Below are 13765 nucleotides of genomic sequence, written 5' to 3' on the forward strand. Positions count from 1 at the left end.
TCACTTTCAGTATGCCTGCGCAAGCCCGGTGGGGCCGGTAATAAAAGGTAAAACCGGAACGTGAAAAGAGCGCGAGGACGGCGATTGTGTTTTCCGCCGCGATTGCCAATACTCGCGGCATGAACTCTCCCCGCACGCCCCTCAGCGACACCGACCGGACCCTGGTCGACGCTTGGCTGGACAACCAGTGGCTGGAGCGCGGCCTGAGCCGCCACACCCTGGAAAGCTACGGCCGTGACCTGCGCCAGTTCGGCGAATGGCTCGCCGGCGGCGGGCGGAGCCTGGGGGGCTGTGACCGGGAACGCCTGCTGAGCTTCCTGGCCGACCGGCACCGCCAGGGCGTCGGCGCACGCTCGGTGGCGCGCCAGTTGTCCGCGTTGAAAAGCTTTTTCCGCTGGATGAAACGGGAGGGGCGCATCGCCGAGGACCCGACCCTGAACGTGGCCCGCCCGCGCACCGGCCGGGCCCTGCCGAAGACCCTCTCCGAGGCCGACGTGGAGGCCCTGTTGCGCGCCCCGGACCTGGACGACAGCCTGGGCCTGCGCGACCGCGCCATGCTGGAAGTGTTGTACGCGTCCGGGCTGCGGGTGTCGGAGCTGGTCGGCCTGACACTCAGCCAGGTGAACCCCCGCCAGGGGCTGGTGCGGGTGATCGGCAAGGGCGACAAGGAACGGCTGGTGCCGCTGGGCGAGGAGGCGCTGCACTGGCTCGAACGCTACCTGCGCGATGCCCGGCCGGCGCTGCTGGGCGAGCACCGCGAAGTGTTGTTCCCGAGCCGGCGCGGCGGCTTCATGACCCGCCAGACGTTCTGGCACCGCATCAAGCAGCTGGCGGTGCGCGCCGGGGTGCAAAAGCCGCTATCGCCCCATACACTGCGACATGCCTTCGCCACGCATTTGCTCAACCACGGCGCCGATCTGCGCGTGGTGCAGATGCTGCTGGGGCACAGTGACCTGTCCACCACGCAGATTTACACCCACGTCGCGCAACAGCGGTTACAAGAGGTGTACCAACAACACCACCCGCGCTCGGGAACCTGAGGGCGGCCCCGGGCTCCAACTGGCCTGGGACCCGAACAACTGGAGAACAATGATGAAAGCGATTGTAAGTGCCCGTATGGCGACCCTGGCGGCCACGCTGCTGGCCGTATCCGCCGTCGCCCAGGGCGCGGGGGAGATCGACGAGAAAACCTTCAAGAGCAACTTCCAGGACGCCTTTCCGCGCACTGAAATCACCGATATCCAGCCCGCCGCCGAGGGCCTGGTGGAAGTGGAGCTGAACGGCCGCGAGATCATCTACGCCTCCGATGACGGCCGCCTGGTGTTCACCGGCGACGTGATCGAGCTACGCGACACCGGCCCGGTCAACCTCAAGGAAGCCCGCTACCAGAAAGTGCGCAACGCCGGTCTCGCCGACCTGGACCCGGACGCGTTGATCACCTATCCGGCCAAGGGCAAGGAGAAGGCCGAGATCTACGCCTTCACCGACATCACCTGCGGTTACTGCCGCAAGATGCACCGCCACATCGAGGAATACAACGACGCCGGCATCACCGTGCATTACCTGGCGTTCCCCCGCGGCGGCCCGCAGGCCGGCAGCGCCGAGGACATGCGCCACATCTGGTGTGACGCCAACCCCGACGAGGCGCTCACCGCCGCCAAGCTGAATAACACCATCTCCGACTCCGAGCTGGCCGAGTGCGCCGCCGCCGTGGACGAACAGTACCAGCTGGGGCTGGAATTCGGCGTGCGCGGCACCCCCGCGGTGTACACCGCCGAAGGCGCCCAGCTGGGTGGCTACGTGACCCCGCAGCAGCTTAACCAGCGCCTCGGTCTGTAGCCGGGCCGCCCGCTCCAGGCCCCGCCATACGGCGCTTTGCGGCGCCGTTCACCGGTTCTTTACATTGACGGCGCAGGGTTGCGCCGTTAATGTGTCCGGCTTCCAATGACCCCGCCCAAGGTGACGCCGTGGAAGCTGACTTTCAGCGCATCAAGCGCCTGCCCCCCTATGTCTTCAACATCGTCGGCGAGTTGAAGATGGCGGCCCGTGCGCGCGGCGAGGACATCATTGATTTCGGCATGGGCAATCCGGATCAGCCCACCCCGAAGCACATCGTCGACAAGCTCACCGAGACCGCCCAGCGCGGTGATACCCACCGCTATTCGCAGTCCAAGGGCATTCCCCGTCTGCGCAAGGCGATCACCGACTGGTACCAGCGCCGCTACGACGTCAGCCTGGATCCGGAAACCGAAGCCATCGTCACCATCGGCTCCAAGGAAGGCCTGGCGCATCTGGCGCTGGCCACCATGGGCCCCGGTGACACCGTGCTGGTGCCCAATCCCAGCTATCCGATCCATCCCTACGGCTTCGTGATCGCCAACGCGGACATCCGCCACGTGCCGCTGGTGCCCGGTGTGGATTTCTTCGAGGAGCTGGTGCGCGCCATCAAGGAAGCCTGGCCCAAGCCGAAACTGCTGGTGCTGAATTTTCCGGGCAACCCCACCGCCCAGTGCGTGGAGCTGGAGTTCTTCGAGAAGGTGGTGGCCATCGCCCGCGAGTACGGCATCTGGGTGGTGCACGACATCGCCTATGCGGACATTGTCTTCGACGGCTACCAGGCGCCCTCGATTCTGCAGGTGGAAGGCGCCCGTGACGTGGCGGTGGAGTTCTTCTCCCTGTCCAAGAGCTATAACATGCCCGGTTGGCGGGTGGGGTTCTGCTGCGGCAACCCGCAACTGATCCAGGCCCTGGGCCGGATCAAGTCGTACCTGGATTACGGCACCTTCACGCCCATCCAGGTGGCGGCCATCGCCGCCCTGGAGGGCGACCAGAGCTGCGTGGGCGAGATCCGCGACATGTACCAGCGGCGCCGCGACGTGCTTTGCGACGGCCTGAACGAACTGGGCTGGACGGTGGAGAAGCCCCGCGCCACCATGTTCGTCTGGGCGCGCATCCCCGAGACCTACCGGGCGATGGGCTCGCTGGAATTTTCCAAAAAGCTGCTTCAGGAAGCGGGCGTGGCGGTGTCACCGGGCATCGGCTTCGGTGAATACGGCGACGACCATGTGCGCTTCGCACTGATCGAAAACGAACAACGTACCCGGCAGGCGTTGCGCGGCATCAAGAAGATGTTCCGCGCCGACGGCGTGTCCGGCGAATGAAGAGAGAGGATGCCAAGGTGAATGCGGTAAAGGTCGGCATAGCAGGTCTGGGCACGGTGGGCTCCGGCACGGTCAACGTTCTGCAGCGTAACGCCGGGGAAATCGCCCGGCGCGTGGGCCGCCCGATCGAGATCGCGCATATCGGCGCCCGCCGCGACAATCCGGCGTGCGACATCAACGGTATCCGCGTGTCGCGGGATATCTTCGCGGTGGCCACGGACCCGGAAATCGACATTCTGGTGGAGCTGATCGGCGGCACCGACACCGCCCGCGAGCTGGTGCTCACCGCGATCAAGAACGGCAAGCACATCGTCACCGCCAACAAGGCGCTGATCGCCGAGCACGGCAACGAAATCTTCCAGGCCGCCCATCAGAACGGCGTGGACGTGGCCTTCGAAGCGGCGGTGGCCGGCGGCATCCCGATTCTGAAATCCCTGGGTGAAGGCCTGGCCGCCAACCACATCAACTGGGTGGCGGGCATCATCAACGGCACCGGCAACTACATCCTCACCGAGATGGAGCAGGGCGGGCGCGCCTTCCAGGAAGTGCTGGAAGAAGCGCAAAGCCTGGGCTACGCGGAAGCGGACCCGACCTTCGACGTGGAAGGCGTGGACGCGGCGCACAAGCTCACCATCATCGCCTCCATCGCCTTCGGTATTCCGCTGCAGTTTTCCAAGGTGTACATGGAAGGCATCAGCCGCATCACCATCGAGGATGTGAAGAGCGCCGCCCAGTTCGGTTACCGCATCAAGCACCTGGGCATCGCCAAGGACACCGGCCACGGCATTGAGCTGCGCGTGCATCCCACCCTGATTCCCCGCGAGACCATGCTGTCGGCGGTCAACGGGGTGATGAACGCGATCATGATCGACGGCGACGCCGTCGGCCCGACCATGTTCTACGGCGCCGGCGCCGGCGCCGAACCCACCGCCTCGGCGGTGGTGGCGGACATCATCGAAATGGGCCGCGCCTTGACCGTGGACCACGACGAGCGGGTGCCCTACCTGGGCTTCCACGCCGACCAGATGTCCGACGACCCGATTCTGACCATCGACGATGTGTCCTGCAGCTTCTACCTGCGCCTGCACGTTCAGGACAAGCCCGGCGTGCTGGCCAACATCACCCGTATCCTCAGCGACAACCACATCAGCATCGAAGCCATGGTGCAGAAGGAAACCGAGGAAGGCCTGGTGCCGATCGTGATGATGACTCACAAGGTGCTGGAAGGGGATATGAACGCGGCCCTGGCGGCGATCGCCGCCCTGGACACCGTTGATAACAGTATTATGCGCATCCGCGTGGAAACGCTGGACGCCTGACGCTTAAGAGAGATACGACATGCCATTCCGTGACCGCTATACCGGCCTGATCAACCGTTACCGTGACCACCTGCCGGTTAACGACGACACGCCGTTGATCAGCCTGGGCGAGGGCAACACGCCGCTGATCCGCCTCAAAAACATTCCCCGCCTGCTCGGCAAGGACGTGGACATCTACGTCAAATACGAAGGTCTCAACCCCACCGGGTCGTTCAAGGACCGGGGCATGACCATGGCGGTGACCAAGGCGGTGGAAGAGGGCAGCAATGCCATCATCTGCGCGTCCACCGGCAACACCTCCGCGGCGGCGGCGGCCTACGCCGCCCGCGCCGGCATCACCGCCTTCGTGATCATTCCGGAAGGCAAGATCGCCATGGGCAAACTGGCCCAGGCGATGATGTACGGCGCCGTAATCATGCAGATTCGCGGCAACTTCGACCAGGGCATGGAACTGGTCAAGCAGGTGGCCGAGAAGGCGCCGGTGACCATCGTGAACTCGGTCAACCCCTTCCGCCTGCAGGGTCAGAAAACCGCGGCCTTCGAAATCATCGAAGAGCTCGGCCGCGCCCCCGACTACCACTGCCTGCCGGTGGGCAACGCGGGCAACATCACCGCCCACTGGATCGGTTACTGCGAATACTCGTCCAGCAAAACCGACATCGTTACCGAGGCGTGCGCGTTCTGCGAAGGCCACTGTCGCTACGCCGGCGGCCCGATGATCGGCGACCGGCCGAAGATGGTGGGTTACCAGGCGGCGGGATCCGCCCCGTTCCTGCGCGGCGAGCGGGTGTCCGACCCGGAAACCGTGGCCACCGCCATCCGTATCGGCAACCCGCAGTCCTGGGACAAAGCCTGGAAAGTGAAGGAAGAGTCCGGCGGCTGGTTCGACGAACTCAGCGACGAGGAAATTCTCGCCGCCCAGAAGCTGCTCGCCGAGAAAGAGGGTATTTTCTGCGAGCCCGCTTCCGCCGCTTCCATCGGCGGTGCCATGCGAGACATCAAATCCGGCAAGATCGCCGAAGGGTCCACCGTGGTGTGCACGCTCACCGGTAACGGCCTCAAGGATCCGGACACCGCCATCGAGCAGTGCAAGGATTCCCGTATGGTGACCATCGATGCGGAGCTGGACGCGGTTCGTGACGCCATCGTCAAGAATATGTGAAGCGCGGTTAAAATCATCCGGCGTCCGTTGAAGGGACGCTTTTAAAAGGAGGCGCGGCACCGAAAGGGCCGCGCCTTTTCTGTTTTTTGCACAAGCGAATTCAGTCTCGGCCTTGAAACCTGACACCGAATGGAGGATATATAAAGCATCCTTGAACGCTCTGCGGTAATAAGTTCATTGGATTTTTCAATTTTTTTATATTGCTGGAAAGCCAGAGACAATAAGGGTTTTTTGGCGAAAGTCTGAGCAAGAAGAAGGTCATCGGTTTGACATCAGGTCAGTGATCTTTAGGCTGCGTAATGACTTCTGCTGGGGAGACCATAATGAGAAAGTCTATTTTTGCGAAGTCCGCACTGGGCTTGTTCGCGGCGACCGCCGTATGCACACCGATCACGGCCACCGCCGGGGCGGAATTGAGCGCCGGCGTTTGGTGGGTTTATCAGAACGTAACCAATTCTGATTTCAATTCGGCCTCGTTCAGCGAGGATCTCGATAACGAAACCGGCGGCAACTTCGCCGATCCGGCGCTGATTCTGTATGCCGATGACGACGGCAGTCACGGTCCTTGGCATTTCAGCGCGGAAACCCGCATTGGTACCGGTTCCTTTACCAGCCCTGCTAATAACAACAGCGGGGACAACTTTACCATTCACAAAGCCTGGATCGGTTACGACCTGACCGAGGACGCCAGTCTCAAGCTGGGTAAAAGCCAGGTGCCGTTCGGTTGGAAAACCGCTAATTTCTGGCCCGGCGACGGCCTGCAAGGCGGCTATGGCGACCAGATGGACGTGGGCCTGAAACTGAGCGGTGACGCCGGCGCCATCCATTACGACGCCGCCTATTATCACCAGGACGACTGGGGCGAAGACAGCACCGACACCGTTGACGACAACGGTCACTGGGGCAGCAGCGCCACCTACCGCAAGATCAAGACCGGCGTGCTGAACGTCGACTGGAACTTCCTCGAGCATCACACCGTCGGCGCCTCCGCCCAGTACGGTCGCATGCAGGACCTGGTGCCGGTGGCCGCCGGTAATCCGTCCGCCAGTAACGACGAAGGCGTTCACCAGGCCTACGATCTGCACTACATGTTCGAGATGGACAACTGGTCCGCGAAGTACCGCTTCATCAGTGTCGAGCGTGATTTCGACGGCATGGACGCGCTGCTTGCCTCCGCTGACGCACCGGTGGACGACAAGATCGAAAACCAGCGTCACGTGGTGGAAGTGGGCTACAACCACAACAACTGGTTCTACTATGTGGACGCCGGTGTGGCCAGCACCGACACCACCGGCAACGACGCCGATGACGTCCAGTTCATCGCCCCCGGTGTTCGTTACCAGTACGGTCCCGGCTGGATCTACTTCGAATACCTGCAGTCCGACGGCGACATCAATGCCTATGGCGATGTCTACGAATCGGATTTCGATGCGGTCTACGTCGCCTTCGATTTCTACTTCTGAATCCAATGCCGTCAAGCCGGCCGCGGGCCGGCTTCAGGGTTCGGCCCCGCCGAACCGACCGCGCGGCGCCGCCTGTCTGGTTCTGAGCCGGCGCCGCGTGACACGGAAAATGGAGCTATGCCATGAGCGTGGAATACGAAACAGACTATGAAGTGGGTCAGGATAATGTGCAGGTCCTCGGCATGGACATGCACAATCCGGTCTTCTTCATCAGTGCGGTACTGATCCTGGTATTCGTGATCGGTACCATTATTTTTCCCGCCGAGGCCAAGACGGCCCTCGACGGTGCCAAGGGCTGGACCATCGACAACTTTGACTGGTTGTTCATGGTCGGCGCCAATATTTTCGTTTTGTTCTGTATCGCCCTGATTTTTCTTCCCGTCGGTAAGATCCGCCTGGGTGGCAAGGACGCCCGGCCGGATTTCTCCACCCTGTCCTGGTTCGCGATGCTGTTCGCCGCCGGCATGGGCATCGGCCTGATGTTCTGGAGCGTGGCGGAGCCGGTGGGTTACTACACCGACTGGTTCGGCACCCCTCTGAACGTGGAGCCCAACACCCCGCAAGCGAAAGACATGGCGCTGGGCGCGGTGATGTACCACTGGGGTCTGCACCCCTGGGCGATCTACGGCGTGGTGGCGCTGTCCCTGGCGTTCTTCGCCTACAACAAAGGCATGCCGCTCACCATCCGTTCCGCCTTCTACCCGATTCTGGGCGAACGCTGCTGGGGCTGGGCCGGCCACGTCATTGATGTGCTGGCGGTGCTGGCGACCATCTTCGGTCTGGCCACCTCACTGGGCCTGGGCGCCAAACAGGCCGCCGGTGGCATGCATTTCCTGTTCGACACGCCCAACGCCATCAACGTGCAGATCGCGATCATCGTCGGTGTTACCGCCGCGGCGGTGATTTCCGTAATGCGCGGCCTGGACGGTGGTGTGAAACTGCTGAGTAACATCAACATGGGCCTGGCGGCGCTGTTGCTGCTGTTCGTGATGATCGCCGGCCCCACTCTGCTGATCTTCACCAGCATGGGGCAGACCGCCGTGGATTATGTGGTCAACATCATTCCGCTGAGCAACTGGGTCGGCCGTGAAGACCAGGGCTTCCTGCACGACTGGACCGTGTTCTACTGGGCCTGGTGGATTTCCTGGTCACCGTTCGTGGGCATGTTCATCGCCCGCGTTTCCTATGGCCGTAGCGTTCGTGAGTTCCTGACCGCGGTACTGCTGGTGCCCACCCTGGTGACCGTGGTGTGGATGGCCACCTTCGGCGGCTCCGGCCTGCATCAGACCATCAACGGCATCGGTGAGCTCGCCAACGGCGTCGGCGATTCCTCCCTGGCACTGTTCCAGATGCTGGCGGAACTGCCGCTCACCGCGATCACCTCCTTCCTGGCGATCGTGCTGGTGCTGGTGTTCTTCATCACCTCCTCGGACTCCGGGTCGCTGGTGATCGACTCCATCACCGCCGGCGGCAAGCTCGACGCGCCGGTACCCCAGCGTGTGTTCTGGGCGATCATGGAAGGCCTGATCGCCGGTGCCCTGCTGTACGGCGGTGGCGAGCAGGCGCTGAACGCGCTGCAGGCCGGCGCCATTACCACCGGCCTGCCGTTCACGGTGGTGCTGCTGGTGATGTGCTTCAGCCTCTACAAGGGCCTGTCGGCGGAGCGCAAGCTGATGACCGCCAACCCCTGAAGGCTTCCCGCAAGCCGCAAGAAAAAAGCCCGGCCTCAGCGCCGGGCTTTTTTTTTCCGCTGATTATTCCGGTGTTCGGTGCTCCGTATCCGCGACCCAGGCTGGAGAGATACGAGCGTCGCGGCTTATCGGGTGTGGCGGTTGATGGTGTACTGCAGATTGAGCAGGGCAGGGAGATGCGGCCCGATCAACCCCTTGCCGGTGGTCAACAGGGCGCCGGCCAGATCCCGGTCCGGGTCCGCCCAGCAGTAAATGCTGATGAACCCCAGGTGCCCGAAGGCGCGCGGCGCCGCCGGGCCGAACAGGCCGATACCGCGATTGCCCAGCATAAAGCCCGGCGAGAACGTCAGCGGCAGCATCAGCGTGCGGTCCACCCGGGGCCGCCGCGAAGCGGGCGCCAGCGCCGCCGCCACCGTCTCCGGTTTGAAGATTTGCCGGTCGCCCCAGCGGCCGCCATTGAGCAGCATCTGGAAAAAGCGGCTGGCCTCCTCGGCGGTGGCGTACAGGTTGCCCGCGGGCACCACCGCCTGCTGGAAGCGCTCGTCGTTGGTGACTTCCACCACCTCATCGAAAGTGCCGCCCACCGCGTAGTTCAGAAACAGGTCCACCAGCTTCATCGGCACCCCGGTGGCCACGTCGCGGGCGCGCTCGGGGCCGGTGGCGCCGAAGGTGAAGTAGCGCATGCCCATGGGCTGGCGCACCACCCGGTCCAGGGTCTGGTTGAGCCCCTCGCCGGTAACCTTCTCCACCACCGCGCCCAGGATGAAACCGGCGGTGATGGCGTGGTAGGACTGGTTGCCCAGGGTGCTGGGCCGGGCTTCGCAGAGCAGCTTCACGATCTCGTCGGGCCGGTACAGGATGTCCGGCTCCACCGCCTGCTCCGGGCGCGGAATGCCGGCCCGGTGGGTGAGCATATGGCGCAGGGTGGTGTTCTGCTTGCCGTGGCAGCCGTACGCCGGCAGGTAGCGGCTGACCGGGTCGTCGAGATGCAGCTGGCCCTGTTCCGCCAGATGATGCACCAGCATGGCGGTGATCGATTTTGAGGCGGAAAACAGGCACACCGGGGTCTCGGTGGTGAGCAGGCGCTCGCTCACCGGGTCGGCGTAGCCGATTGCCCGGTCCAGGAACACGCTGCCCCGGCGGCGCAGGCTCAGCGCGATGCCGGGGCTCATGCCGCCCCGGTAGAGCCGCCGCGTGGCCCGCCAGATCGCCTCGACCCGGTCGTCGTCGAGCCCGGCCTCGGCGGCGGGCGCTTCGCTGCCCCGGGCGGTGATCGGCGCCAGATCGCGGGGGATCGGGGTGCGTTGCGGGGAAAGAAGGCGGCTGAGGCGGGGGCGTAGGGCCATGGGCAATCCGGTATCCGTGGTTGATCCGGCCATTGTCCATGGCCGCCAATCGTGGACAATGGCTGAAACAACCACTCCGGCGGCGGCTCTGCCAGTTGTCGGAACAGCGTATAATAAAGACGTAGCGGCAAGAGGTGAGCACCATGAACGAGATCAAGCAATCCGGATTCGAGAGCTTTCAGGAGTTCTACCCCTACTACCTGCAGGAGCACACCGACCCCACCTGCCGGCGGCTGCACTTCTTCGGCACCCTGGGGCTGTTCGCGGTCCTCGCCGGCGTCATCATCACCGGCAATCCGTGGGGTCTGCTGCTGCTGCCCGTGGTGGGCTACGGCTTCGCCTGGGTGGGCCACTTCTTCTTCGAGCACAACCGCCCGGCCACCTTCAAACACCCCTGGTACAGCCTGGCCGGTGACTTCGTGATGTTTAAGGACATCCTCACCGGGCGTATCCGCTGGTGACCGTGGCGCAGCGGTTCGTCCCCGGTGAAGCGCCGGCCCGGCGCGACGACAAGCCGGACCTGGACAGCCCGGCGCGCATCGAGGAAATGGTGGACGCGTTCTACCAGCGGGTGCTGGACGACCCGCTGCTGGCGCCGGTGTTTCTGGAGGTGGCGCGCATTGACCTCGACCAGCATCTGCCGCTGATCGCCGCCTACTGGAAGAAGATGCTGCTCGGCGACACCGCCTACGACCGGCACATGATCGCCAAGCACCGCGCGGTGCACGACAAGCAGCCGCTCACCGGCGCCCACCACGAGCGCTGGCTGGCCCTGTTCACCGCCAACCTGCAGGAACACTTCAGCGGCCCCAATACCGACCGCGCCCGCCTGCTCGCCGCCCGCGTCATGGACAACCTCTACCGACAGCTCTCCCAGCGATAGCGGGAGAGTTCAGGCGCCGAAAACGCCCTGCGCTTTCAGGCGCTGGAATTCTTCCTCGGACAGACCCAGTTCGCCGCGCGCCACGGATTCAGTGTCGCCGCCGGCGTCGCCGCCGGGCCAGCGGGTGCCGCCGGGGGTGCCGCCCAGGCGCGGCATAATGGCGGGAATTTTCAGCGGCGCGCCGTTGATCTCCACCTGCTGGAACAGGCCGCGCGCCTGGAAGTGCGGGTCCGCCATCATGTCGGCGGCGCTGTAGATCGGGCCGCAGGGCACCCGGTTCGCTTCCAGCTTTGCCAGCACCTCGGGGCTGGGCAGGGTGGCGCACCAGGCTTCTATGGCGCCGTCGATTTCCGCTTCGTTCTCCACCCGCCCGGGGTTCTTCGCCAGCCGCGGGTCCTCGGCCAGGTCCGGGCGCTCGGCGGTGGTCATCAGGCGCTTGAAGATCGAGTCGCCGTTGCCGCCGATGATCACGTATTTGCCGTCGGCGCAGCGGTAGGTGTTGGTGGGCACGATGCCGGTGACGGTGGAGCCGGCGGGTTGGCGTATCTCGCCGGCGCCGTCGAATTCCGGGATCACCGCTTCCAGCAGATTGAACACCGATTCGAACAGTGCCACATCCACCACCTGGCCCTGTTGGCTGCTGTGCCGCTCCAGCAGCGCCAGGGCGATGCCCAGGGCCGCGTGCAGACCGGCCACGGTGTCGCCCAGGGACAGGTTGGGGCGCACCGGGCGCTCGCCGGGGAAGCCGTTCACGTAGCGCAGGCCGCCAATGCCCTCGCACACCGACGCATAGCCCGGTTTGTCCGCGTAGGGGCCGTCCTGGCCGTAGCCGGAAATGCGCGTGTAGATCAGGCCCGGATTACTCTCCTTGAAGCGTTCCGGGCCCAGACCCCAGTTTTCCAGGGTGCCGGGGCGGAAGTTTTCGATCAGCACGTCGCTGTCGTCGATCAGGCGCGCCGCCAGCTCGCGGCCGGCGTCGCTCTTCAGGTCCAGCGTCACCGAGCGCTTGTTGCGGCCCAGGCTGCGCCACCAGAACGAGGTGCCGGTGTCGTCCAGGGTGCGCCAGCCGCGAATCGGGTCGCCGCCGGGCGGCTCCACCTTGATCACCTCGGCGCCGAAATAGGCCAGCAGGGTGCCGGCGAAGGGGCCCGCCAATAATTGCCCCAGTTCCACCACTTTAACGCCGGCCAGCGGCAATGCCCGTTGGTTCATGGACGGTCCTCGTTGCGTGTTTGCTGTCTTTCAAAGGAGGTTAGTGTGCCTCAAGGCCGGCGGCGTTGTCCGCTCGAGGCGCGTGGCGATGCTACAATCGCCGCCGTTGTGCCCGCTACCCATGGAGACCCGATGACCCCGGAACGACACCGGCGCCTGTGCGCCGCCCTGGACCGACGCCAGCCGGACTTGTCCGTGATTCTGGAAGGGGTGCACAAGCCGCACAACATCAACGCCATCGTGCGCACCTGCGACGCGGTGGGCGTGCTCGACGTGCACGCGGTGTTGCCGGAAAACCGCGCCCGCGCCTCGGCCAGCAGCGCCATGGGCTCGCAGCGCTGGGTCTATGTGCATGAGCACGACAGCGGCCCGGACGCGGTGGCCGCCGCCCGGGCCCAGGGGCAGCAGGTGCTGGCGGCGCATTTTTCCGATACCGCGGTGCCGTACCGGGAGGTGGATTTCACCCGCCCCACGGCGGTGCTGTTCGGCACCGAGAAGTTCGGCATCACCGAACGCACCGTGGCCGCCGTGGACCAGCACGTGATCATTCCGATGATGGGCATGGTGTCCTCGTTCAACGTCAGCGTGGCGGCGGCGATCATTCTCTCCGAGGCCTGCGAGCAGCGCCGCGCGGCCGGGCTCTACCAACAGCGGCGGCTCAGCGAGGCCCGTTACCAGCACGCCTTCTTCCGCTGGGCGCACCCGCGCCTGGCGGCCTATTGTGAACGTTACGGCGTGCCGTACCCGGCCCTGGATGACGAAGGCCGCATCGCCGAGCCGCGACGTTTCGACTTTCTACTCAGCGAGGCTGTCCGCCGTGGCGAAGACGCTTGACCCCAAACCGCCCCTCGACCTTCAAGCGCGCCTGAACCGCCTGCTTCCCAACATCCGCCTGCTGGCCACGCCGTTGCCCCTGGTGCCGGAACTGCGGCTGTGGCTGCTCGACGAGCTGGTCGACGAACGGCTTGACCAGGAGGTGGCCAACGCTCTGATGGAGGCGCCGCCATACTGGTCGCTGTGCTGGGCCTCCGGCCAGGTGCTGGCGCGGCATCTGCTGGCGCACCCGGAGTGGGTGCGCGGCAAAACCCTGGTCGATGTGGGGCCGGGCTCCGGGGTGGTGGCCATCGCCGCCGCGCTGGCCGGCGCGCGCCGGGTGATCGCCTGCGACCTGGACCCGGACGCGCTTGCCGCCACCGCCGCCAACGCCGCGCTCAACGGCGTCCGGGTGGCGCTCAGTGACGACCTGGAGGCCTGTCTGTCCGAGGCCGACTGCGTCAGCGCCGCGGACATTCTCTACGACCGGGACAACCTGCCGCTGCTGGAACGCTTCCACCGCAGCGGCCTGCCGATCCTGCTGGCGGACTCGCGGATTCCCGATCTTGATCCGCCGGGGCTGACGTTGCTCGGCACCTGGCAGGCGTCCACCTGGCCGGATCTCGGCGAAGCCGGTGAGTACAACCGGGTGAGAATCTTCGCTTCGGAACCCTGATCCCGGGCACCGGTCGAAACACCCGTTACGTATCGTTCA

General features: G+C 64.8%; 13 protein-coding genes. 11 read left to right on the forward strand and 2 right to left on the reverse strand.

Annotated elements, in window-relative coordinates; all coding sequences use genetic code 11:
• Window positions 1-119: 119 nt before the first annotated feature.
• From xerD to ACMG4O_RS07500, 7 genes are all read left to right on the forward strand, one after another.
• The gene (xerD, locus tag ACMG4O_RS07470) at window positions 120-1040 is read left to right on the forward strand and encodes a site-specific tyrosine recombinase XerD (protein ID WP_194855733.1); all 921 of its coding nucleotides are present in this window, start codon (window positions 120-122) and stop codon (window positions 1038-1040) included.
• A gap of 52 nt (window positions 1041-1092) precedes the next feature.
• The gene (locus ACMG4O_RS07475; protein WP_142948594.1) at window positions 1093-1839 is read left to right on the forward strand and encodes a DsbC family protein; all 747 of its coding nucleotides are present in this window, start codon (window positions 1093-1095) and stop codon (window positions 1837-1839) included.
• A 128-nt stretch (window positions 1840-1967) separates the two neighbouring features.
• Complete coding sequence (alaC, locus tag ACMG4O_RS07480; RefSeq protein ID WP_221929743.1) at window positions 1968-3161, forward strand: alanine transaminase; 1194 nt, start codon at window positions 1968-1970, stop codon at window positions 3159-3161.
• A gap of 17 nt (window positions 3162-3178) precedes the next feature.
• The gene (locus tag ACMG4O_RS07485) at window positions 3179-4480 is read left to right on the forward strand and encodes a homoserine dehydrogenase (protein ID WP_142948596.1); all 1302 of its coding nucleotides are present in this window, start codon (window positions 3179-3181) and stop codon (window positions 4478-4480) included.
• A 19-nt stretch (window positions 4481-4499) separates the two neighbouring features.
• A complete protein-coding gene (gene thrC, locus ACMG4O_RS07490; RefSeq protein ID WP_142948597.1) occupies window positions 4500-5642 on the forward strand; it encodes a threonine synthase in 1143 nt (380 codons plus the stop codon).
• A gap of 323 nt (window positions 5643-5965) precedes the next feature.
• Entirely contained in the window at window positions 5966-7105 is a 1140-nt protein-coding gene (locus ACMG4O_RS07495) for a hypothetical protein (protein WP_414434782.1), read from the forward strand.
• Between the two features lie 122 nt (window positions 7106-7227).
• Window positions 7228-8796, forward strand: coding sequence for a BCCT family transporter (locus ACMG4O_RS07500; protein WP_414434783.1), 1569 nt, complete (start codon window positions 7228-7230; stop codon window positions 8794-8796).
• Between the two features lie 125 nt (window positions 8797-8921).
• Here the strand turns inward: ACMG4O_RS07500 and ACMG4O_RS07505 are convergent, their stop codons facing one another.
• Window positions 8922-10142 carry a serine hydrolase domain-containing protein gene (locus ACMG4O_RS07505; protein ID WP_370202740.1) on the reverse strand — a complete coding sequence of 407 codons (1221 nt, stop codon included), beginning with the start codon at window positions 10140-10142 and terminating at the stop codon, window positions 8922-8924.
• 143 nt (window positions 10143-10285) lie between these two features.
• On the opposite strand from ACMG4O_RS07505, the gene ACMG4O_RS07510 reads away from it, so the two are divergent.
• Complete coding sequence (locus ACMG4O_RS07510) at window positions 10286-10603, forward strand: DUF962 domain-containing protein (protein WP_142948601.1); 318 nt, start codon at window positions 10286-10288, stop codon at window positions 10601-10603.
• Window positions 10600-11025 (forward strand): group III truncated hemoglobin, encoded by a 426-nt coding sequence (locus ACMG4O_RS07515; protein WP_255442397.1) that lies wholly within the window; start codon window positions 10600-10602, stop codon window positions 11023-11025. The genes ACMG4O_RS07510 and ACMG4O_RS07515 overlap by 4 nt, the downstream gene beginning before the upstream one ends.
• 9 nt (window positions 11026-11034) lie before the next feature.
• On the opposite strand, the gene ACMG4O_RS07520 is transcribed toward ACMG4O_RS07515, so the two are convergent.
• Entirely contained in the window at window positions 11035-12237 is a 1203-nt protein-coding gene (locus tag ACMG4O_RS07520) for a CaiB/BaiF CoA transferase family protein (protein WP_142948602.1), read from the reverse strand.
• 132 nt (window positions 12238-12369) lie between these two features.
• Here ACMG4O_RS07520 and trmH point away from each other — a divergent pair, with 132 nt between their 5' ends.
• Complete coding sequence (gene trmH / locus ACMG4O_RS07525) at window positions 12370-13071, forward strand: tRNA (guanosine(18)-2'-O)-methyltransferase TrmH (RefSeq protein WP_142948603.1); 702 nt, start codon at window positions 12370-12372, stop codon at window positions 13069-13071.
• Window positions 13055-13726 carry a 50S ribosomal protein L11 methyltransferase gene (locus tag ACMG4O_RS07530; RefSeq protein WP_414434784.1) on the forward strand — a complete coding sequence of 224 codons (672 nt, stop codon included), beginning with the start codon at window positions 13055-13057 and terminating at the stop codon, window positions 13724-13726. The genes trmH and ACMG4O_RS07530 overlap by 17 nt, the downstream gene beginning before the upstream one ends.
• Window positions 13727-13765 lie beyond the last annotated feature (39 nt).

This window comes from Alloalcanivorax venustensis (genome assembly GCF_047495515.1).
In the GTDB taxonomy this organism is placed as follows: domain Bacteria; phylum Pseudomonadota; class Gammaproteobacteria; order Pseudomonadales; family Alcanivoracaceae; genus Alloalcanivorax; species Alloalcanivorax venustensis.

Excerpts from the sequence above, each read along its gene's own strand:
- xerD (WP_194855733.1), top strand. The coding sequence starts at position 120 with ATGAACTCTCCCCGCACGCCCCTCAGCGACACCGACCGGACCCTGGTC.
- ACMG4O_RS07475 (WP_142948594.1), top strand. The coding sequence starts at position 1,093 with ATGAAAGCGATTGTAAGTGCCCGTATGGCGACCCTGGCGGCCACGCTG.
- thrC (WP_142948597.1), top strand. The coding sequence starts at position 4,500 with ATGCCATTCCGTGACCGCTATACCGGCCTGATCAACCGTTACCGTGAC.
- ACMG4O_RS07495 (WP_414434782.1), top strand. The coding sequence starts at position 5,966 with ATGAGAAAGTCTATTTTTGCGAAGTCCGCACTGGGCTTGTTCGCGGCG.
- ACMG4O_RS07500 (WP_414434783.1), top strand. The coding sequence starts at position 7,228 with ATGAGCGTGGAATACGAAACAGACTATGAAGTGGGTCAGGATAATGTG.
- ACMG4O_RS07505 (WP_370202740.1), bottom strand. The coding sequence starts at position 10,142 with ATGGCCCTACGCCCCCGCCTCAGCCGCCTTCTTTCCCCGCAACGCACC.
- ACMG4O_RS07510 (WP_142948601.1), top strand. The coding sequence starts at position 10,286 with ATGAACGAGATCAAGCAATCCGGATTCGAGAGCTTTCAGGAGTTCTAC.
- ACMG4O_RS07520 (WP_142948602.1), bottom strand. The coding sequence starts at position 12,237 with ATGAACCAACGGGCATTGCCGCTGGCCGGCGTTAAAGTGGTGGAACTG.
- trmH (WP_142948603.1), top strand. The coding sequence starts at position 12,370 with ATGACCCCGGAACGACACCGGCGCCTGTGCGCCGCCCTGGACCGACGC.